Below are 21,087 nucleotides of genomic sequence, written 5' to 3'. Positions count from 1 at the left end.
GGGTCGCCGTGCCGTAGGCGGGGCCTGCGGCGGGTTGGTCGGGGGACGAGGGCGGGGTGTTCTCCGGCGGGAGAGGTGTGCTCATCGCGCGAGTATCGCAGAGCGGCGACGGCCTGCCGCGACATCGAGACGTCCCGTCTCAACACGTCCCTCCCCCTCCCGCGGGATGCCGTTCGGACACGCCGGACACGGCGTGTCGCGGACCGGAGCGGCACCTCGCGGAGGGAGGACGGTGCGCCTCAGCGCAGCGACTCGAGCACGGCCTCCAGCTCGTCGACGGCGAAGTCGATCTCGGCAGCGGTGACCACGAGCGGCGGCGCCAGGCGGATCGTCGAGCCGTGCGTGTCCTTGGCCAGCACTCCGCGGGCCATCAGGGCCTCGCAGACGGCGCGGCCCGAGGCGAGCCCCGGGTCGATGTCGATGCCGGCCCAGAGTCCGGCGCCGCGGACGGCGACCACTCCGCGGCCGATGAGCGCCTCGAGGCGGGCGTGCAGCTGGGCGCCGCGCTCGCGGGCGAGGGCCTGGTACTCGCCGGTCGCGAGCATCTCGACGACCGCGAGGCCGACGGCGGCGGCGAGCGGGTTGCCGCCGAAGGTGGAGCCGTGCTGGCCCGGCTGCAGGACGCCGAGCACGTCGGCGTCCGCGACCACGGCCGAGACGGGGACGATGCCGCCGCCGAGCGCCTTGCCGAGCAGGTAGACGTCGGGGACGACTCCGACCAGGTCGCAGGCGAAGGTGGCGCCGGTGCGGCCGAGGCCGGACTGGATCTCATCCGCGATGAAGAGGACGTTGCGGCGCGCGGTGATCTCGCGGACGGCCGGGAGGTAGTCGGCCGGCGGCACGACGATGCCCGCCTCGCCCTGGATCGGCTCGATCAGCACCGCCACGGTGTCGTCGTCGATCGCGGCCTCGAGGGCTTCCGCGTCGCCGAACGGGACCGTGCGGAATCCGGGCGTGAACGGAGCGAAGCCGTCGCGCGCCTCCGCGTCGTCGCTGAACGAGATGATCGTGGTCGTGCGACCGTGGAAGTTGCCCGCCGCGACGATGATGTTCGCCCGGCCCGGAGCGACGCCCTTGACCCGGTAGCCCCAGGCGCGGGCGACCTTGATGCCCGACTCGACCGCCTCCGCGCCCGTGTTCATCGGCAGGACCATGTCCTTGCCGGCGAGCGCGGCGAGCGCCGTGACGAACGGGCCGAGGCGGTCGTTGTGGAACGCGCGGCTGGTCAGGGTGACGCGGCCGAGCTGCTCGCGGGCCGCCTCCAGCAGCACCGGGTGCGAGTGGCCGAAGTTCACGGCGGAGTAGGCGGCGAGGCAGTCGAGGTAGCGGACGCCCTCGACGTCGGTGATCCAGGCGCCGTCGCCGGTGGCCGCGACGACGGGCAGCGGGTGGTAGTTGTGGGCGGCGTGCTCCTCCTCCGCGGCGATGAGGGCGGCGGAGCGGGCGGTGTCGGTGTCGGTGATGCTCATGTCGTTCCTCCTGAGGGGACGATCGACTCTCCAGGAGTCGTCGCACTCGGCGTCGAGTGCGACGGATCGTGGACAGTGGAGGGTGAGTCGGCGCTGCTGATCGCCGACCACGGGGAGTGGGTCAGCGGCGCAGCTCGAGCGTGCAGCACTTCACGCCGCCGCCGCCGAGCAGCAGCTCGGACAGGTCGACGCCGATCGGGTTGTAGCCGCGCTCGCGCAGCTGGCGCTCGAAGCCCGTCGCGCGGGACGCGATGACGACGTTGAGGCCGTCGGAGAAGGAGTTGAGCCCGAGCACGGACGCGTCCTCCTCCGAGACGAGGATCGCGTCGGGGTAGAGCTCGCGGAGGGTGCGGTTGCCCTCCTCGCTGAACGCGCTCGGAAGGTAGGCGATGTTCGTGTCGTCGAGCACGGCGATCGCGGTGTCGAGGTGGTAGAACGACGGGTTCACGAGCTCGAGCGTGACGACCTCGCGGCCGAAGACGCGGGCGACCTCGGCGTGCGAGTCGGAGGCGGAGCGGAAGCCCGTGCCGGCGAGGATCCGCTCGCCGACGAGGAGGAAGTCGCCCTCGCCCTCGTTGACCTCCTCGGGGACGCGAACGTCGAAGCCGGCCGAGCGGAACCAGTCCATGTACGCCGGGCCCTCGGGCTGGCGCTCGGGGTAGGTGAAGGAGGCGCCGTAGGCGATGCCGTCGATCACGAATCCGCCGTTGGCCGCGTAGACCATGTCCGGCAGTCCGGCCTCGGGCTCGATCAGCTCGATCGTGAAGCCCAGATCGGCGTAGGTGTCGTAGAGGGTCTGCCACTGCCGGACGGCGAGGGAGGTGTCGGTGGGGACCTGCGGGTCCATCCACGGATTGATGCGGTAGACGACGGTGAAGTGCTCGGGACGGCACATCAGGATCGTCTTCGCGACGGGGGTTCGGGCGGGTGCCTCGGCGAGCACGGCGGTATCGGTCATTCGAGTCCTCCTGCGAAAGGATGCGGATGAGCGGACCGGGTCCAGTGGCTCCGTGCCCCGCGCATGACGCAGCGGGATGGAGCACGCTCGCGCCCAGTCTTGCACGCGCCGATCGTGCGGTTCTCGCCGTGGGGCGCACGGAACGCGCGTGAACGGTGGGTGCGGCGCGGGAAACCACCGCGGCTCTTCCGCGGGGCGCTGTGATGCCGCCGCGACTCTCGCCTTGAGGCGGCTTTAGGAGGGACGACGTTGCGCCTCTCGGCGAGAAGGCCTTATCCCTCTCTCTTGTCATCGCGCTGATGACATCTGTGGAATCCGCCGAATTCTGCCCTGAATGGGGGACTTAGGGCAGCGATAAGCGGCATGGGACGATCCCTCCGGCCCGACAGTCGTCGGCCTTCTCGCTCCGACGAATCCGGATGCCCTCCTCCATGCGAACGAAGACCCTCAGCGTCTCCCTTTTCCTCGCCCTGCTCCTCTCCCTCTTCGTCGCGACCCCGGCCCAGGCCGCGGGATCGCCGGCTGCGCCGACGAACGTCGTCGCCGTGCAGAACGGATGCACGGATTCGATCACGGTCTCGTGGAACGCTCCCCAGCAAGCAGTCGCCGGCTATCGCGTGCACGTCTACGACAAGTTCTACTTCTACCCCGGGTACTACTTGTACCAAACCTTCACCACTGCACTCACTGACGTAAAGGGCGCCACCTCTGTTTCAATTGCCGTTCCGCACACGAACGATCCGATCGGTATCGAGGTAGTCAGCGTCACCGACTTCTCCGCACCCTATTCCGGCGGGGTTGAAGGTGAGCTTCTCGAAGCCTCTGAGACTCAGAGCGTTGCAGCGGTGGCAGAGGCGTACCGACAGCCGGGAGCACCCGGGCCGTCGGACCTCACCGTCCACGTCGACCCCGCGACCGCTGTTGCAACGGCTTCGTGGAAGGCTCCGTCGGTCGGCGGAGAGCAGTGCAGATTCGACGAGTACCACGCCACTACTGACACCATTTTCGGACCGGCCGATGATGTCGAGGGATACCCCGGCTACGACGCGGTCTACAGCGCAGACACCACTTCCCAGATCCTCGACGTAGAACGAAACGGCGCCTACCAGTTCTGCCTCTGGTCTGCATCCACGACGAATGGATTTAAGAACCGTCGCACCTACACCGACTCTCTGAAGACCTGCACGTGGTTCAGTACTCAGTACTTCGCGCCTTCCTCGCCGGGGGACGTGCGGGCGCAGTCCTCAGGCACTTCGATCACCGTCTCCTGGAACGAGCCGTCGAGCAACGGCGGCCTGGACATCACCGGCTACCGAGTAGCCCGCGATGGCAACGATTCCTCAGGCAGCGGCCCCTGGTCGACCGTCGTCTCAGCCGACCGCCGCTCGCAGACCTTCACGAATCTTCGCCCGAACACGAGTTACACCTTCACCGTTCAAGCGATCAATGACGTTGGCACCAGCGAAGCGGCAACGGTCACCCGCACCGCCGACGCCTACTTCGCCCCCTCCGTTCCCACGCGCGTCGCCGGCACCACGAACGACAGCGTGCGATCCGCGACGATCTCCTGGGCGCCTCCGGAGTCGGCCGGCAACCCGGCGATCACCGGCTACCGCGTCTCGCGCAACGGCGTCGACAACGCGGGCGCCGGTCCGTGGTCGACGACGGTCGCCGCCACCGCCCGCTCCTTCACGTTCACGCACCTGGCGGCGGGCGCCACCTACACGATGAGCGTCAGCGCGATCAACGCCGGAGGCGACAGCGGGGCGGCATCGACCGTCGTGCGCATCGGCGGCACCGCCCTCACCGCCGCGACGCCGACCGTCACCGGCACCGCCGCGGTCGGCTCGACGCTCACGGCGAGCGCCGGCACCTGGGGTCCCTCCCCCGTGGCACTCGCGTACCAGTGGCGCGCGAACGGCACCGCGATCAGCGGGGCGACCGGCACCACGTACCGTCCGGTCGCGGGCGACGCGGGCAGGGTGATCACCGTCGCCGTCACGGGCTCGAAGTCGGGCTACGTCTCGACCACGCGGGTCTCCTCCGGGACCGCTGCCGTGACCGGCGGCGCGATCACCGCCGCGACGCCGACCATCAGCGGCACGGCGAAGGTCGGCTCGACCCTCACCGCGAAGCCCGGCACCTGGGGTCCCTCCCCCGTCGCCCTCGCCTACCAGTGGAAGGCGAACGGCACCGCTCTGAGCGGGGCGACGTCCGCGACGTACACGCCGACCGGCGCCACTCTCGGCAAGACGATCACCGTGACGGTCACGGGGTCGAAGTCCGGATTCACCGCTGTGACGAAGACCTCCGCGAAGACGAGCGCCGTGGTGGCGGGCACCCTCTCCGCCGCGACCCCGACGATCACCGGCACCGCGAAGGTCGGCTCCACCCTGACCGCCAAGCCGGGCACGTGGGGTCCCTCGCCGGTGGCCCTCACCTACCAGTGGAAGGCGAACGGCACCGCGATCTCCGGGGCGACCTCCGCCACCTACAAGCCGACCAGCGCCACGGTGGGGAAGAAGATCACGGTGACCGTCACCGGCAAGAAGGCCGACTACACAACGGCGACGCGCACCTCCGCCGCCACCGCAGCGGTCGTCAAGTAGGGGATCCGACCCGGGTCGCCGGGGGAGCCTGCTCGCGCGGACTCCTCCGGTGGCCCCGGGAATCCACCACCACCGTCCCCCGGACGGGGGCCCATCCCGCCGACACCCGCCCTCGCCCGGAGGCGGGCGGCGGCTAGCATTCAGACACCGTGTCCGCCGCGGCCTCCCGCGGATCCTGCCGAAAGGCCCGCCGTGCCCGCACGCCCCCTCGCCGCGATCGGCGTCTCCGCTCTCCTGCTGGCCGGCCTCGCCGCCGGTCCGGCCGTCGCCGCCCCCGATCTCCCGGGCGCGAGCGCCGCGCAGGAGGCGGCCGCCGAGGTCGTCCTGTCCGGCACCATCGCGCTCCGCGACGCCGATGAGGAGCACCCCGCCCCCGAGAACCCGTACTTCTACGTCCAGGTCGAGGACGCCGAAGGGGACGTGGTCGCCCAGGCGAACACGGGCGCGGACTTCTCCCTCCCCGTTCCCGGCGGCGAGCCCCTCACCGTCCGCGCGAACCTGATCGGCAGCGACGACTGGTACCCGACCTGGTTCGGCGACACCCCGGTCGCCGAGGCCGCGAGGACGACCCGGGGGACCGACGAGTCCGTCGCCATCTCCCTCCTGCGCAGCGCCGAGCTGTCCGGATCGGTCACCGCCGACGCGGTCCCGGGCGTCTCCTCCCCCTCCTTCGACGTGCAGGCCTGGTGGGTCGACGGAGGGACGTACTCGCTGCTCGACACCGTCCCCGTCACCGGAGCCCCCGGCGCCGCCCGCGCGTGGGACACGGGCGACCTCGCCCTGCCCGCCGGCGACTACCTCCTGCGCCTCGTGGAGCCGGGGTACCCCGCCTACGACGACCAGTACTTCTCGCGCCTGGCCCGCCTCGACGAGCGCGCGGTCGTCTCCGTGCCGCCGGGCGGCCGCAGCGGCATCGACTTCTTCCCGTCCGCCTACTCCTCCGACGTCGCCCGCCTCGCCGGGACCGACCGGTACGCGACCGCCGTCGCGGTGACCGCCTCCGGATTCGCCGACGGCGCCCCCGTCGTCTACCTCGCCAGCGGAGCGAACTGGCCGGACGCGCTGAGCGCCGGCCCCGCCGCCGCGAAGCAGGGCGGCGCCCTCCTGCTCACCGACCCGAGCGTCCTGCCCGCCGTGGTGGCGGCCGAGCTGCGCCGCCTCGCCCCGCAGCGGATCGTCGTGGTCGGCAGCGCCCTCTCCGTGAGCGAGTCGGTGCTCCAGCAGGTGAAGGCCCTCGGGATCCCGACCGAGCGCATCGAGGGCGTCGACCGCTACGACACCTCGCGCCGGATCGTCGAGGACGCCTTCCCGGACGGCAGCTACGAGAACGTCTTCGTCGCGACCGGCACCAACTTCCCGGACGCCCTCTCGGTCGCGCCGATCGCCGGCCGCCGCGCCGAGCCCGTCCTCCTCGTCGACGGCGCCCGCTCGCGCCTCGACCAGCCGACCCGTGACACCCTCGCCGGACTCGACCCCTCCTCCGTGCAGCTGCTCGGCGGTGCGCCGTCGATCTCTACCGCCGTGGAGGCCGACCTCCGCGCCGCGAAGATCGCCGACACCGTGTCGCGCATCGCCGGGACGGACCGCCACGACACCAGCCGACACCTCAACGACGTCTTCCCGCCGTCCGAGCTGGGCGACACCGTCTACCTCGCGACCGCCACCGGCTTCGCCGACGCGCTGGCCGTGGGCCCGGTCGCCGCGAAGCAGGGCGCCCCGCTCTACCTCAGCGAGCCGACCTGCCTGCCGCGCAGCACCCGTGTGAAGATGCAGGGCCACGACCTCGATCAGGTGCTGCTCCTCGGCAGCCCCCTGACCCTGTCGGCGCAGGTGCGCTCGCTGTCCGCCTGCTGAGACCCGAGACGCACCGCACCAGCCCTGGAGATCCATGAACGCCACCGCCGAGCGTCCCCTCCTCGTCGGCATCGAGACCGGGGGCACGAAGGTCGTCGCGGCGGTCGCCGACGCCGCTGATCCCGAGCGGATCCTCGCGACGACGACCCTGCCGACCCGCGGGCCCGCGGAGACGCTCGCCGATCTGGCCGGCTTCGTGAGAGGCCACGGAGTCGACGGCACCATCGCCGCGGTCGGCGTCGCCTCCTTCGGCCCGCTCGACATCGATCCCGGCTCGCCGACCTACGGGCACCTCACCTCCACGCCGAAGCTCGGCTGGGAGGGCACCGACGTCCTCGGCCCGATCGGCGCGGCCGCACCGGGCGCCCGGCTCGCGCTGGTCACCGACGTCAACGGAGCCGCCCTGGGCGAGGCCCGCTGGGGCGCCGGAGCCGGAGTCGACGACTTCGTCTACCTGACGGTCGGCACCGGAGTCGGCGGCGGCGTGATCGCGGGCGGACGGCTCCTCGCCGGCAGCGGCTGGCCCGAGGTCGCGCACCTGCTGCCCCGCCGCCACCCCGAGGACGGCTTCGCCGGCACCTGCCCGTTCCACGGCGACTGCCTCGAGGGCCTGGTCGCCGGTCCCGCGATCTCGGCGCGCTGGGGCGTCGACGGCTCCCGCCTCGGCCCCGAGGAGGCGGCCGCGAACCTCCGCTTCAGCTCCTACTACCTCGCGCAGCTCGTCACGACGCTCGCCTACGTCGCGGGCGTGCGGCTCGCGGTCGTCGGCGGAGGCGTGTCGAAGACGCCGGGGCTCGTCCCCGCGGTCGAGGCCGAGGTCGAGCGGCTGATGGGCGCGCCCGGAGCGACGGGGACGGGCGGCGGGCGGATCCGCATCGTGCGCCCGGCCCTCGGCGACGAGTCCGGGGTGCGCGGGGCGATCTCGCTGGCGGAGTCCCTGCTCGCGTGAGCTCTACCCTCGTCCCATGAGCGACCGACCCGTCGACCCCTCCGCCCCCGACTCCGGTCGCGACGAGACGGTGGAGGAGCGATCCGACCGCAACTGGAACGAGATCCTGCAGGAGCTGCGGGTCGTGCAGACCGGCACGCAGATCCTGGGCGGCTTCCTGCTGACGCTGTGCTTCCAGCAGCGCTTCGCCGACCTCGCGCCGCCCGACGTGGCGCTCTACCTCGTGCTCGTCCTGCTCGCCGCGTGCGTCACGATCCTGGCGCTGGCGCCCGTCATCGCCCACCGGCTGCTGTTCCAGCGGCGGAGGAAGGCCGAGCTGGTGCGGTTCGGCAACCGGGTGGTCACGGTGTGCCTCGCGGCGGGATCGCTGCTGTTCGTCGGAGTCGTGGGCTTCGTGTTCGACGTCGTGCTGGGCGGGCCGGCGAGCCTCTGGGCGGGCGGAGGCGTGCTGCTGCTGCTCGCCGTGGTCTGGGCGACCGCGCCGGTCCTCCTGCGGAGGCGCTGAGGGCGGCGGAGTCTGCCCGCCCCTCCCCCGCGAGTCAACGGGGTACCCGGCTCCGCCGCGCTCTTCCTACCGTGGCCGCGAGGCGCGCACCGCGCCGACGCGAGAGGAGCACCATGACCGACCGGACCGAGCAGCCGCAGGAGAACCCGCAGAACCACGACCACGTCGACGACGCGGGCGTCGACAAGCTCTCGCAGGCCGAGGGCGACGACACCGAGGGATCGGCCGGCTGATCGCCGCCTCGATCCCCGTCCTCCCCGCGGTCGACAGCAGCGCGGCCGTCCTCGCCGACGGCTACCTCTTCGGGACGCGGCGCTTCGACGACGTGGGCGCGGACGCGTTCCGCACCCGGATCCTCGGACGGCCCGTGATCATGGCGCGCGGCATCGAGGCGGCGCGCTTCTTCTACGAGGGCGGGCGCTTCGACCGCGAGGGCGCGCTGCCCGGCTCCGTGCTGCACCTCCTGCAGGACGAGGGCAGCGTGCAGACCCTCGAGGACGAGCCGCACCGGAGGCGGAAGCGGATGTTCCTGGATCTGGTGGAGACGCCCGAGCAGCGGTCGAGGCTGGTCTCGGCCTTCGCGCGGGAGTGGCAGGCGTCCGCCGCCCGGCTGACCGGCGAGCGGGTCCGCCTCCAGGACGTCGCCGCCGAGGTCCTGGGCCGCGCGGTCCTGTCGTGGGCCGGCATCGAGGCCGACGAGGAGGAGGTGCTGCGGCGCACGGACGAGCTCCGGGCGATGATCGACAACGCCGGGCGCTTCGGCCCGCCCAACTGGGCCGCGCGACTCCGCCGCCGCTCGACCGAGCGGTGGGCGCGCGGCCTGATCGAGGCGAGCCGGACGGCCGGACCCTCCCCGACTCCCCTGCACCGGATCGCGCACGAGAAGGAGGACGGCGGCCTCCTGCCCGTCGAGGTCGCCGCGGTGGAGCTGATCAACGTGCTGCGGCCCACGGTCGCGGTGGGGGCGCTTCGTGGTGCTGGCGGCGCTCGCGCTGCACCGGCATCCGGAGTGGCGGGAGCGGCTCGCCGACCAGGAGGAGCGCGTCGCGTTCGCGAACGAGGTGCGGCGCTTCTACCCGTTCTTCCCGATGGTCGGAGGAAGGGCCCGCCGGGAGCTGGACTTCCGCGGCGAGACGCTTCCCGCGGGGCAGTGGATGCTGCTCGACCTCTACGCGACGGACCACGGCTCGCACTGGGAGGCGCCGGGCCGCTTCGATCCGGAGCGGTTCCGGTCGCCGGTCGACCGCAACGGCTTCATCGCCCAGGGCGGCGGGCACTACGGAGGCGACCACCGGTGCCCGGGCGAGCCGGCGACCGTCGACCTGCTGTCCGCGGCGCTGGAGCTCCTGGCCGCGGAGCACCCGTACGACGTCGAGGACGGGCAGGATCTGCGCGTGAGCCTGCAGAGCTTCCCGACCGGGCCGGAGGACGGCTTCGTGGTGAGGTTCCGCTAGGGGCGGGCGGGCTCGGCGGGCGGCCTCGGCGGGGGCGGTCCTCCTCCACAGGCCGCGGTTCCGCGCGCTCTCCCCGGATCCGCTCGGGCACTCCCCGCCCGCCTCGCCCGACGAGCACGCTCGGGGGATGCAGAAGCCGAGTCAGTCCTCCGGAGCGTCGAGCTCCTCGAGCGCCCGCAGCGCCTCGCGGGCGCGCTCGAGACGATCGGCCTCGGGCTCGTCCCACCATGCCGGTCCGCGCTCGCCCAGCCCGTGCTTGGCGAGCCCGATCCTCCTGCGCGCCAGCGCCTCCGCCTCCGCGTCCTCGTGCATCCTGGCCGAGCGCACTCCCGAGCGCCCGCGCCCGAGGTGCGAGGTGAGGCCGGCGACCACGTCCTCCGGCAGCGAGGGGTCGGTGCGCCGCCATCGGCGGCCCTTCACCACGAGCCAGCGCTCGTCGTCCTCGTCGCTCACCCCGTCACCGCCGCCTCGGGTTGAGCCGGTCACCGGTGCTCGTGAGGTCCACCTGATCCGGCAGGAGGAACGCCTCGATCCGCCCCGCGGCGGAGAGCCGCAGCAGGTCGTCGACGAGGGCGCGCGAGCCGCCGATCAGCGTCGAGTCGAAGTCGACCTCGCTCGCGAGGTACCAGGCCCGGTCCTCCGGCCAGAGCGCGAGTGGAGTCTGCACGACGAGCCCGGAGGCGTCGGCGAAGCCCGCCGCGCGCGCCCACGCGGTGTCCTCGAGCACCCTGACGTCGAGCGAGAGCAGAGGCCCCTCCCGCCCCGGCAGCTCGACCGTCGCCGCGGCAGCGGTCTCGGGGTGCTCCCAGCCGGTCGGCCGGGTATCGCTCATCCACTCGGGCAGCTCCTCCGAGGCGTCCGAGCGGGAGATCAGGATCCGCGACCCGCCGCTCAGCACGCCGAACCCCTCCCAGAACACGGCGAGGCAGTCGTCGGGGGTGCTCGTGTGCTCCGCGAGCACGGCGGCGACGGCCGCGAGCTCGTCGAGCGGGAGCACTCCGAGGCGGGGCTCCGGGTACTCGTCGGGATGCTCGCCGGTGAGCGAGTACCACTGCGCGAGCGGATGCAGGAGCGTCCCCTCCCGCTCGGCGACCTCGCGCCAGCGCCGGGGCGGGTCGTCGGAGGGGTGCAGGATCCGCACGGCCGCCTCGAACAGCGGAGGGACGATCCCCTCGAAGCGCCCGAAGGCGCCGAGAGCGCCCAGCATCGGCTCCGCCCGCCCAGCGTCCCGCTCGGCGCGCAGGGGCGCGTCCCGGGGTGTCGGCTCGACCATCGGCCCAGGCTAGCGCTGGACGGTCGCTCCGCTCAGGGCGGAGAGAGCCCGTTGCGGCCCCGTCTCGCGGGCGAGGCCCTCGGCGAGCGCCGTCAGCCGTTCCCGGGCGGGAGCGTCGAGTGCGAGCATCCGCCGCGCAGCCTCCGCGAGCTGTCGCGCGGAGGCGGCGTTGGGGTCGAGCACGGCAGCGAAGCCGGCGTCCTCGAGTGCCGCCGCCCCCACGAACTGGTCGGTCGAGAACGGCAGGACGACGAGCGGCACGCCCGCCGTCATCGCCTCCGTGACGCTGTTGTTGCCGCCGTGGCTGACCGCGAGCGCGGCCCGGCGCAGGAGCGCGACCTGCGGCAGGAAGCCGCGGACCAGCCAGCCCTCGGGGATCTCGCCCAGGGCCGCGCGCTCGGTCGCGCCGGAGGCGAGAGCCACGCGGACGGGCCTGCCCCCGGCCTCGACGCCGGCCAGGGCCTCGACGACCCGGGCGAGCACGTCGTCGCGCACCGAGAGGAAGCTGCCGAAGCTCACGTAGACGACCGGATCCTCGGACGCGGCGAGCCACTCCTCGACCTCCGCGTCGTCGGGCTCCTCGCGGACGGCGGAGCCGAGGAACGCGTGCGGCGGCAGCTGAGCGGTGCGGGCCGAGTCGTGGAGCTCGCCCGGGTAGTTGAGCAGCAGGACGTCGCCGCTCTCGGCGAAGGCGTCGGCGCTGGGCGCCGCCCCGGGGTCGAGGGTGGTGAGGGCGGCGTTCCACTCCGAGGTGAAGGAGTCGCGCACACGCTCGCAGAGGGCGCGGAGCGCATCGAGGTCGTCCGGCTCCGGAGCGAAGGCGTCCGGCCAGACCGGGGGGAAGCCGTAGACCTCGCCGGGCACCGTGAGCGCGCTGGGGTGGCCGAGCACGACGTCGCCGTAGGGCACGCGGAGTGCCTTCAGCGCCACGCGCGCGGTGAAGGCGAGGTGGTCGACCACGATCGCGTCGGGCTGCACCTCGTCGAGGATCACGCGCAGGCGCGCGGCGACGCCGGACGGATCCCAGAGCAGGTCGGTGAGCCGTTCCCGCGCCTGGTAGGCGAGGGTCGGGACCATCCCGCGCCGGGTGGCGTCGAAGAAGCCGCGGAGGGACGCGCCCTCGTCGGGCGCCTGCTCCTCCGCGCGGATCGTGCCCGGGTTGGAGCCGCGCCCCAGCCGGAGCGCGATGTGCTCGAATCCGAAGCCGTCGACGATGGAGCGCGTCGCGTCGCCGGTGGCCACGACGACGCGCTCGCCCGCCTCCTGCCACGCCGTGCCGAGGGTCGCCAGCGGCAGCAGGTGCGACGCGTAGTCGGGGCTGATGATCAGCAGGGTCACGAGGCCCCCAGCACGAGCGGCGAGCGGAGGGGACGCTCCTGGTCCGCGGTCGCGTGCGCGTAGACGCCCGAGAGGGCATGAGCCATGGCCTGCACCGTGTAGCGCTCGGCGACCATCGCACGCCCGCGGGCCGCGGCGTGCTCGCCGAGAGGCCCTCCTGCGAGATCCAGTGCGGCGGCGGCGCCGGCGGCGAGCGCCGCGGGGTCGGCGGTGTCGACCAGGAAGCCGGTCTCCCCCTCCTCGACGTAGGTCGCGGGCCCGCCTGTCGCCGGAGCGACGACGACCAGTCCTGCGGAGAGCGCCTCGAGGAGGGCGATGCCGAACTCCTCCTTGACGCTCGCGCAGACGTAGGCGCCTCCCGGAGCAGAGAGCCCCGGTCGGCCGTGCCGGATCGCGCCGAGCCAGCGGGCCACGGTCCCGTTCGGGCGGTGGCCGGCCAGGAGCAGCCCGTCGGACGCGACGGCGCGGATGCGGTCGAGCTGCTCGCGCTCGTCGGGACTCGGGTCGGCGAGGTCGCCGCCGACCAGGAGCAGGTTGGCGCGCTCCCGGAGCGAGGGGTCGGACGCCCAGGCCTCGGCGAGCGCCGCCATCCCCTTCACCCGGTGCAGGCGGCCCACGCTGAGCAGCAGCGGGAGGCCGCGGCGGTGCTCGGGCAGCTCCTCCAGCAGGAGGTCGAGCGAGGCCAGGTCCCCGCCCTCGTCCAGCGCGACCGGCTCACCGGCGGCGGAGGCGCGCGCAGCCGCCTCGCCGCGCTCGACCAGGCCGACGTCGATCCCCTCCGGGACGATCGTGTGCCGCTCCGGGTGCGCGGTGATGTCGACGCCGATCAGCTCGCGGATGGTCGCCGCCAGCTCCTCCCGCGGGAACAGGACGGTGTGCGCGGCGTCGGCGGCCAGGCGCTGCACCAGGCGCACGCGGAACCAGAAGTGCTCGGCGGCGTCGCGCTCGCCGAAGTCCGCGCGGGTGAGGGCGCCGGAGGCGTCCAGGCCCGCGATCAGGGCGTGCGGGTCCGGAGCGAGGGTGAACACGACGGGGATCTCGAGCTCCCGGGCGACCGCGGCCGCCGCGAGGGATCCGACGTCCGCCATCCGCAGGTGCAGCACGTCGACCCGGCCGGCCGCGCGCAGGATCCGGCGGATGCCGCGCTCGGCGGCGATGCGGCGGCTCCACGCCTGGGGCATGGCGACGGGCGGCCCCACGAACGGGACCGGAGCGAAGCCGTGGCCGGAGTCGGGCAGCTCGCCGAGCGCGCGCTCGGCCTCGGCCGGGGTCCCGCGCGAGAGCGTGAGCACCCGGTCGATGCCCTCCTGCTCGACGAGCGAGTCGCCCAGGCGCACCAGCAGGGTCGCGATGCCGCCGTTGTCGCCAGCGCCCACCCGCGTCAGGGTGCCGTCGATGTCGGCGTGGACGAAGAGCTGGGCGACCGTCGGTCCGGCCTCCACGGCCGGTGCGGGGGCGAGGTCGCCCAGGGCGAGCCGGGCGAGGGGCCCGATCGGCGCCGCCTCCTCGGCCAGGCCGGTGAGCAGGAGCTCGGCGTCGTCGGAGCCGCGCTCGCCGAGCGCGTCCGTCGCGGCGGCCCGCGCCTCCAGCCCCTCCGCGCGATCGGCGGCCACGTGCAGGAGGGTGCGCCCGGCGATCGTGCCGGGCACGAGGCCCAGGGTCTCGACGAGCCGCGCCCGGGCCGCCGCTTCGCGCTCGCCGAGCAGCGCGCCCTCGAGCGCGACGGCGACGAGGTCGGGGGTCGAGGAGGCCCAGAGCAGGACGGTGCGCTGCGCGAGCATGCCGGAGAAGCCGCCGTCGCGGACCAGGCGCAGCAGCGGTCCGAGCGCAGCGGGGCGGGGCAGGCGCCCGCCGAAGGCCCAGGCGGCGTGCTCGCGGAGGTACGGGCGCTCGTCCTCGAGCAGCATCAGCAGCGCGAGGTCGGCCTCCTCGTCGAAGACCTGCGCGAGCGAGTGCACGGCCGCGACCGCGGTGAGCTGGTCCGAGGGGTCCAGAGCGGCGCGGGTGAGCAGGCGCACCGCGCGGCCGCCGCCGTCGCTCACCGCGGCGACCGTCAGCTCATCCGCCATCCGGACGGCCTCGAGCAGAGTGGGAGCGGCGCGCACGGCGTCGAGAGCGGTCTGCGTGGCCATGGTTCACCTGGTCTGTCGGAGCGGAGAGTGCGACGGAGCGCGACTCCCGACCGCTGGAGCGGCCCGGGAGGAGCGGACCGGTACCGAGCATGCCGCGTGGGCGGCTGGGATTTCGCCACTTGCGTCGGATCTCCTCCCGCGGTACGGCCTCCTGTCAAGGGGGTGATGGCCGCAGTTCGTTTGCGCAACGCGCGAGGATCCTCAGCCGCGGGTCCACTCCAGGAGCCGCTCGACCGGCCAGGTGGTCACGATCCGCTCCTCCGGGACGCCGAGCCGCTCCGCCCGCTCCGCCCCGTAGTCGAGCAGGCCCAGCTGACCCGGAGCATGCGCGTCGCTGTCGATCGAGAACAGGCAGCCCTCCTCGAGCGCGAGCGCGATCAGCTCGTCCGGCGGGTCCTCGCGCTCGGGGCGGGCGTTGATCTCGACCGCGGTGGAGTGGTCGGCGCACGCGCGGAACACGGCCCGGGCGTCGAAGGTCGACGGCGGGCGGGTGCCGCGCTCGCCCGACACCAGCCGCCCCGTGACGTGGCCGAGGACGTCGGTCCGCGGATCCGAGGCCGCCGCGACCAGCCGGGCCGTCATCTCGCGGGAGGGCAGCCGCAGCTTCGAGTGGGCGCTCGCGACGACCACGTCGAGGCGGTCCAGCAGCTCGTCCGTCTGGTCGAGCGCGCCGTCCTCGAGGACGTCCACCTCGATCCCGCTGAGCAGCCGCAGGGGCCCGGTGTCGAGGCCCGCGAGATGGGCGAGCTGCTCCTCCAGCCGCTCCGCGCTGAGACCGTGGGCGACCCGGAGCCGCGGCGAGTGGTCGGTGAGCGCCAGGTACTCGTGGCCGAGCGCGCGGGCCGCGTCCACCATCGCGAGGACGGGCGTCGCCCCGTCGGACCACTCGCTGTGGCTGTGGAGGTCGCCGCGCAGCCGTCCCCGCAGCGCGCTCGCGGGCGGAGGAGCCGAGCCGCGCAGCTCCGCGAGGTAGTCGGGCACCCGGCCCGACCGCGCCTGCTCGATCACCGTGAAGGTCGTGTCGCCGATCCCGGAGGCCCGCCGCACGAGGGCGAGGTCGTCCCGCTCGGCGGACGCCATCCCCTCCAGCACCGCGGCCGCCCGGCGGAACGCCTTCGCCCGGTAGCGGGAGGCCCGCTCCCGCTCGAGCAGTGCTGCGATCTCCTCGAGTGCCGCGATCGGGTCCATGCGCCCGGTCTACCACGGCGCCCGCCGCGGCCTCACCCCCTCGACGGCGGCCTCGGCTCCGGCCCCCGGCCTCATCCCGCCTCGGCCCCGCCCCGGTCCCGGCCCCTCGACGCTGGGAACCGGCCGAGCCCCGTTGCCGGCCGCAGCGATCGAGATATATCGTGACTCTCATCCGCTCGCGATGTATCGCGTTTCAGAAAGGCACTCCGGTGCAGGAGGAGGAGCTCATGTCCCTCGAGAAATGGCTCGTGCAGGCCGGCGAGACGAAGGTCATCGACCTCGACGTCGTCCGCTCGGTCAAGGTCGCCCTCGTCGGCGGCCAGATCGACGTCATCGCCCACGACGAGCCGACCGCCCGCGTGGAGGTCCACAGCGTCGACGGCCGCCCGCTCAAGGTCTCGATGGACGGCGACCGCCTCGAGATCGACCACGTCCAGCTCCGCTGGGACACCATCGTCGACGTCGTGAAGGGCCTCGGCCGCCGCGGCGACCGCGCCGACATCAGCCTCCTCGTCCCCCGCGGCGTCGACCTGAAGTTCGACACCGTCTCGGCCGACGGCCTGGTCTCGGGCCTCCACAGCGACGCCCGCGTCTCGACGGTCGGCGGCGACATCGTCGTCGACGGCCTGCACGGCGACATCGAGGTGAACACCGTCCACGGCGAGCTCTCGGTCCGCAGCCACACCGGCCGCGTCACCGCGCGCACCGTCTCCGGCGACGTCACCGCGACCGGCGAGCTCACCCGCTTCACCGTCGACGGCGTCTCGGGCAGCGTGTTCGTCGACGCCGAGGGCACCCCCGACCGGATCCAGGCCAACACCGTCAGCGGCGACCTCACGATCCGCGTCGACGAGGGCCTCGGCGCCCGCTACCGCATCAACACCGTCTCGGGCACGCTCCAGCTCGACGGCTCCGTCGTCAAGGGCACCTTCGGCCGGGGCTTCACCTCGACCACGGGCTCGCTCGACTCGAAGTGGGTCGACGTCGCCGCCAACTCCGTCTCGGGAGACGTGGTCGTCGTCCGCCGGTCCGTCACCGCGTCCTCCGCCTCGGTGGGCGAGGGCTGGGGCTCCCCCGGCACCGGCCCCGCCGACGACCGCCGCCCGATGGACGGGAGCTCGCTGTGAGCCCCGTCTTCGCGCACGGCCGCCTGCGCCTCTACCTGCTCAACCTCCTCGCCGAGTCGCCGCGCCACGGCTACGAGCTGATCCAGGCGCTCAGCGAGCGCTTCGGCGGCACCTACGCGCCCAGCGCCGGCACGGTCTACCCACGCCTCGCGAAGCTCGAGGAGGAGGGACTCGTCACGAAGGAGGCCGACGGCCGCAAGACCGTCTACTCCATCACCGACGCCGGCCGCGCCGAGCTCGCGAACCGCGCGACCGACCTGGGCGACATCGAGGAGGAGCTCACCGACTCCGTCCGCCGGCTCGCCGACGAGGTCCGCCTCGGCGTAGCGGAGGCGATGAAGAGCCTCCGCGCCGACCTGGCCAGCGCTGCGCGCGACTCGCGGGAGCCCGGACGCCGACCGGAGCACTCCGCCGAGGAGCCGCGCCCGCAGGACACGTCCGGCACCCCCTCCGAGCAGCCCGCGCCGGAGCAGGCCGCACCGGCCTCGGCCGACGCGCGCACCGCCTCGCGGATCGCTCTGCGCGACGCCGAGGTGCTGCTCACCGAGTTCCGCGACGAGCTGCGCGCGGAGCTGCGCACCGCCGCCTCCTCGGGATCCGTGACGACCGCGAGCGTCGACGCCCTGCGCGCCGCGCTCGACGAGGCCCGCGCCTCGGTCCGCTCCACCCTGGGCTGAGCCCGGACACCGCACCGCCGGGAGGGCGGGGATCCCGCCCGGGGTCCCCGCCCTCTCGGCGCTACTGCCGCCCGACCGCCAGCGCCTCCTCCTCCACGTCGAGGAACGCCAGAGCGCTCACCACCGCCGGCTCCTGGTACCGCCCCTCGGAGCGCGCGCGGAGCACCGCCTCCCGCTCGGCCGCGATCATCACGCGCCGGAGCCGGTTGTAGGCCTGCGGGAGTGGCTCCACGCCCTCGCCCTCCGGCGGGTTCTCCAGGGCGTCGGCGAGGAACGTCGCGTTCCGCCGCAGCCGGTCGAGAACGCGGTCCTCCACTCCGTCCTGCGGCTCCGCGTCGAGCCGGGCGAGCCCGGCGGCCTGCGCCTCGGCGAGCAGCATCTGCTTCTCGACGTGCTCCTGCATCTCGTTCGGGGCCGGCAGCTTCAGGGCGCGGACGAGCCGCGGGAGCGCGAGCCCCTCGACGAGCGTCCCCGCCACCACGATGAAGGCGAGGAACTGCAGGAACGCGCGCTGCGGCGTCTCCGCGGGCAGGAGGAACGCGGCGGCGAGGGTGACCACGCCGCGGATGCCCGCGAACGACACCCCGATCGCGGTCGGCCAGGTCCACCCGCGCTGCTGCAGCCGGCGCGGACCGTGCCGGAACAGCAGCGTCGTCATGCACATCCAGGCCACGCGGCTCCCGACCAGCGCCGCGAGCACGGCCGCGCCGATGCCGACCGTCTGCCAGACCCCGATGCCCGAGTCGGCCGTCGCCTCCACCACCGACGACAGGCTCAGCCCGATGAAGAGGAACACCGCGTTCTCGAGCAGGAACTGGATCGTCCGCCAGTTGAGCGACTCCGCGATCCGCGCCTGCGCCGACTGGATGACCGGCGCCCGGTAGCCCAGGTAGAGCCCCGCGACCACGACCGCCAGCACCCCGGAGCCGTGCAGCAGCTGCGCCGGGATGAACGCGACGTAGGGCGTCACCAGCGAGAGGCTCGTGTCCAGGACGGACGACTGCACCTGCTTGCGCACGAACCCGAGCAGCACGGCGATGCCGATCCCGACCCCGCCGCCCACCGCCACGGCCAGCACGAAGTCGAGCGCGATGCGCCCGGGAGTGACCGTGCTGACGATCGCCAGGAGTGAGGCGTTCAGCGCCACCAGTGCGGTCGCGTCGTTGAGGAGGCTCTCGCCCTCGAGCACCGTGAGCATGCGCCGCGGCAGGCGGAGCCGCCCCGCGATCGCCGTGACCGCCACCGCGTCCGTGGGCGCCACGATCGCGCCGAACGCGAGGGCTGCAGCGACCGTGATCGCCGGGACGACCATCCAGGCCACCGCGCCGACCACCGCGACCGTGAAGACGACGAGCCCGACCGACAGCAGGAGGATGCTGTCGCCGCGGGCGCGGACGTCGAGGACGGAGGTGCGGATCGCCGCCGCGTAGAGCAGCGGCGGCAGGATCCCGAACAGCACCACGTCCGGCTCGACCACCACCTCCGGGATCCCGGGGACGAAGGAGGCGAGGGCTCCGACGGCGACGAGCGCCACGGGAGCGGACCAGTTCACCCGCCCCGACAGCCCGGTGACCAGGACGGTCACCACCACGAACGAGACGATCCAGACGATCGCGACGACGGGCTCCTCCATCGCGTCACTCCTCCCGGGCGTCCGCGCGCCACGGCCCCATTGTGGCCGCCCGGAGAGCAGCCCGGACAGCCGCCGGGAGGGTGCGGCTAGCGGCCGGCCTCGTGGATGTCGCGCGCCTTGGTGACCTTCGCCGGGTCCACCGGGTTCATGCCGAGCACGATCTTGCCGCGCGAGTGCCGCTTCTCGAGGTCGTCGAAGGCGTCCTGCACCTGGTCGAAGGGGTAGAAGCCCGAGACGAGCACCCGCAGCTTCTGCTCGCCGACGAGGCCGACCAGCTCGCCGAGGATCTCGGTGTCGCGCTGGGCGGTCTCGGCGTCGGGCCAGACGGCGCGCAGCTCGATCTCCTTGCGGTCGTCGCTGGAGTGGAATCGGCCGGCCGCGATGCCGAGCTCGTCGGCGAGGGCGTCGTTCTCCCCGCCGAAGTTGTCGAGGAACACCGTGACCCCGCCGGGCGCCGCGGCCCGGATGCGGTCGGCGATCCCGTCGCCGTAGACCACCGGCTTCACGCCGATCTGGCGGAGGTAGTCGAAGTTGCGCTCGCCGCAGGTGCCGATCACCGTCGCGCCGCGGAGCTTCGCCAGCTGGATCTCGAGACTGCCGACTCCTCCGGCCGCCGCGGAGACGAGGACGGTGTCGTCGGGTCCGACGTGCGTGGCCTCGAGCGCGCGCCACGCGGTCACTCCGGCGAGGAACAGCGCGCCGCCGACCTCCCAGCTCACGGAGGCGGGCTTGGCGACGAGGTTGCGGCGCGGCACCACGACGTGGGTCGCGTGCGAGCCGACGAGCGCGTGGCCGACCACGTCGCTGCGGAGCTTGATGTCGGTGACGCCCTCGCCGAGGGCGACGACGACGCCCGAGAAGTCGGTGCCCTGGCGCATCGGGAAGGCCGCGGAGTGGTCGGAGTCGAACTGGCCCTGCCGGATGAACGCCTCCATGTGGTTCACCCCGGCGGAGAGCACCTCGACCAGCACCTCGCCCGCCCCGGGCTTCGGCCGCTCGACCTCGACGATCTCGAGGACGTCCGCGTCGCCGAAACGGCTGTACTGGACGACGCGGGCGGCGGTGGGGCTCAGACGGGACATGCGCTCATCATCCGCCCCCGCCGCCCGAAGCCCCCGACCCCCGAACGGGGGCGTGCGACTCAGGAGGGGTCGCTCGGGCAGTACAGCTGGGTGCGCGGACCGGAGCGGTCGATGACGTGCTCGGACATCGGCCGGCCGCAGAGCGGGCACGCCTGCCCCGCGGGCGCCTCCTGCTCGGGCTGGTCGTACGGGCCGAGCGGCGGCGGGCCGATCCAGGGGAACAGCCGCGCGTTGAAGCGCTGGTAGAGGGAGCCGGTCTTCTTCCGCGTCATATCCTTAGTGTACTAACCATCAGGGCACGATGAGAGGATGACGCCGTGGAAACCGACCCGCTCGCCCTCCAGAACCAGGTCTGCTTCTCCCTCGCCGTCGCGGCGCGCACCGTCATCGGGCTGTACCGCCCCGTGCTCGAGCCGCTCGGGCTCACGCACCCGCAGTACCTCGTGATGCTCGCGCTCTGGGAGCGGAGCCCCCGCTCGCTCGCCGACCTCGGCTCCGCGCTCCGCCTCGAGCCGGCCACGCTCAGCCCGCTCGTGAAGCGCCTGGAGGCGAGCGGCCACGTCACGCGCGCCCGGAGCAGCGACGACGAGCGCCGCCTCGACGTCGCGCTGACCCCCTCCGGAGCGGCCCTCCGCGAGCAGGCCCTGCAGGTTCCTCCGCAGATCGTGGAGCGGCTCGACGTCCCCCTCGAGGAGCTCACCGCGCTCCGCGACAGCCTCACCGGCCTGATCGGAGCCGCGACCCGCGACGGCCGCTGACCCCCCGCTCGGGGCGCCGGCCGCGAGGACGCCGGCCGTCGCTCCCCGCCGCACCGGGAAACTCCCGGTCACAGCGCGGGA

18 protein-coding genes are annotated in these 21,087 nt (G+C 73.6%); 8 read left to right on the top strand and 10 right to left on the bottom strand.

What is annotated here, in order from left to right; translation table 11 throughout:
• Window positions 1-239: 239 nt before the first annotated feature.
• Window positions 240-1,469: an ornithine--oxo-acid transaminase gene (gene rocD / locus C5C44_RS11680; protein ID WP_181069123.1), complete on the bottom strand. Its 1,230-nt coding sequence runs from the start codon at window positions 1,467-1,469 to the stop codon at window positions 240-242.
• A 121-nt stretch (window positions 1,470-1,590) separates the two neighbouring features.
• Window positions 1,591-2,427 (bottom strand): dimethylargininase, encoded by an 837-nt coding sequence (ddaH, locus tag C5C44_RS11675; protein WP_104226838.1) that lies wholly within the window; start codon window positions 2,425-2,427, stop codon window positions 1,591-1,593.
• 431 nt (window positions 2,428-2,858) lie between these two features.
• Between ddaH and C5C44_RS11670 the strand changes: the two genes are divergently transcribed.
• From C5C44_RS11670 to C5C44_RS11645, 5 genes are all read left to right on the top strand, one after another.
• Window positions 2,859-5,036 carry a fibronectin type III domain-containing protein gene (locus C5C44_RS11670; protein ID WP_181132827.1) on the top strand — a complete coding sequence of 726 codons (2,178 nt, stop codon included), beginning with the start codon at window positions 2,859-2,861 and terminating at the stop codon, window positions 5,034-5,036.
• Window positions 5,037-5,228: 192 nt separating this feature from the next.
• Complete coding sequence (locus tag C5C44_RS11665) at window positions 5,229-6,890, top strand: cell wall-binding repeat-containing protein (protein WP_104269318.1); 1,662 nt, start codon at window positions 5,229-5,231, stop codon at window positions 6,888-6,890.
• Window positions 6,891-6,924: 34 nt separating this feature from the next.
• The gene (locus tag C5C44_RS11660; RefSeq protein ID WP_104335902.1) at window positions 6,925-7,839 is read left to right on the top strand and encodes an ROK family protein; all 915 of its coding nucleotides are present in this window, start codon (window positions 6,925-6,927) and stop codon (window positions 7,837-7,839) included.
• A gap of 16 nt (window positions 7,840-7,855) precedes the next feature.
• Entirely contained in the window at window positions 7,856-8,344 is a 489-nt protein-coding gene (locus C5C44_RS11655) for a DUF6328 family protein (protein ID WP_104335901.1), read from the top strand.
• A gap of 971 nt (window positions 8,345-9,315) precedes the next feature.
• The gene (locus C5C44_RS11645; protein WP_104335899.1) at window positions 9,316-9,798 is read left to right on the top strand and encodes a cytochrome P450; all 483 of its coding nucleotides are present in this window, start codon (window positions 9,316-9,318) and stop codon (window positions 9,796-9,798) included.
• A gap of 141 nt (window positions 9,799-9,939) precedes the next feature.
• Here C5C44_RS11645 and C5C44_RS11640 read toward each other — a convergent pair whose 3' ends face one another.
• The 5 genes from C5C44_RS11640 to C5C44_RS11620 all read right to left on the bottom strand — a co-directional run bounded on the left by C5C44_RS11640 (window position 9,940) and on the right by C5C44_RS11620 (window position 15,729).
• A complete protein-coding gene (locus tag C5C44_RS11640) occupies window positions 9,940-10,251 on the bottom strand; it encodes a biopolymer transporter Tol (RefSeq protein ID WP_104334149.1) in 312 nt (103 codons plus the stop codon).
• A 4-nt stretch (window positions 10,252-10,255) separates the two neighbouring features.
• Entirely contained in the window at window positions 10,256-11,071 is an 816-nt protein-coding gene (locus tag C5C44_RS11635) for a hypothetical protein (RefSeq protein ID WP_146084337.1), read from the bottom strand.
• A 9-nt stretch (window positions 11,072-11,080) separates the two neighbouring features.
• The gene (locus C5C44_RS11630; protein ID WP_104335897.1) at window positions 11,081-12,409 is read right to left on the bottom strand and encodes a glycosyltransferase; all 1,329 of its coding nucleotides are present in this window, start codon (window positions 12,407-12,409) and stop codon (window positions 11,081-11,083) included.
• Window positions 12,406-14,541 (bottom strand): glycosyltransferase, encoded by a 2,136-nt coding sequence (locus C5C44_RS11625; protein WP_104335896.1) that lies wholly within the window; start codon window positions 14,539-14,541, stop codon window positions 12,406-12,408. Before C5C44_RS11625 ends, C5C44_RS11630 begins: the two co-directional genes overlap by 4 nt.
• Before the next feature lie 201 nt (window positions 14,542-14,742).
• On the bottom strand, window positions 14,743-15,729 hold the full coding sequence (locus tag C5C44_RS11620) for a PHP domain-containing protein (protein WP_104282642.1): 987 nt from the start codon (window positions 15,727-15,729) through the stop codon (window positions 14,743-14,745).
• Window positions 15,730-15,956: 227 nt separating this feature from the next.
• Between C5C44_RS11620 and C5C44_RS11615 the strand changes: the two genes are divergently transcribed.
• Window positions 15,957-16,856 carry a hypothetical protein gene (locus C5C44_RS11615; RefSeq protein WP_258066727.1) on the top strand — a complete coding sequence of 300 codons (900 nt, stop codon included), beginning with the start codon at window positions 15,957-15,959 and terminating at the stop codon, window positions 16,854-16,856.
• Complete coding sequence (locus C5C44_RS11610) at window positions 16,853-17,533, top strand: PadR family transcriptional regulator (protein WP_104226827.1); 681 nt, start codon at window positions 16,853-16,855, stop codon at window positions 17,531-17,533. The genes C5C44_RS11615 and C5C44_RS11610 overlap by 4 nt, the downstream gene beginning before the upstream one ends.
• Before the next feature lie 61 nt (window positions 17,534-17,594).
• Here the strand turns inward: C5C44_RS11610 and C5C44_RS11605 are convergent, their stop codons facing one another.
• From C5C44_RS11605 to C5C44_RS11595, 3 genes are all read right to left on the bottom strand, one after another.
• Window positions 17,595-19,166, bottom strand: a complete 1,572-nt coding sequence (locus C5C44_RS11605; RefSeq protein WP_104223748.1) for a sodium:proton antiporter — start codon at window positions 19,164-19,166, stop codon at window positions 17,595-17,597.
• A gap of 86 nt (window positions 19,167-19,252) precedes the next feature.
• The gene (locus tag C5C44_RS11600; protein ID WP_104223749.1) at window positions 19,253-20,248 is read right to left on the bottom strand and encodes an NADP-dependent oxidoreductase; all 996 of its coding nucleotides are present in this window, start codon (window positions 20,246-20,248) and stop codon (window positions 19,253-19,255) included.
• A 59-nt stretch (window positions 20,249-20,307) separates the two neighbouring features.
• Entirely contained in the window at window positions 20,308-20,520 is a 213-nt protein-coding gene (locus tag C5C44_RS11595) for a hypothetical protein (protein WP_104223750.1), read from the bottom strand.
• 45 nt (window positions 20,521-20,565) lie between these two features.
• On the opposite strand from C5C44_RS11595, the gene C5C44_RS11590 reads away from it, so the two are divergent.
• Window positions 20,566-21,006 carry a MarR family winged helix-turn-helix transcriptional regulator gene (locus C5C44_RS11590; RefSeq protein WP_104223751.1) on the top strand — a complete coding sequence of 147 codons (441 nt, stop codon included), beginning with the start codon at window positions 20,566-20,568 and terminating at the stop codon, window positions 21,004-21,006.
• Window positions 21,007-21,087 lie beyond the last annotated feature (81 nt).

The sequence above is a fragment of the Rathayibacter sp. AY1F6 genome (genome assembly GCF_002932035.1).
Lineage (GTDB): Bacteria > Actinomycetota > Actinomycetes > Actinomycetales > Microbacteriaceae > Rathayibacter.
Note: the sequence above shows the minus strand (reverse complement) of the source record. Positions and strands in the feature narration are given on the sequence as shown.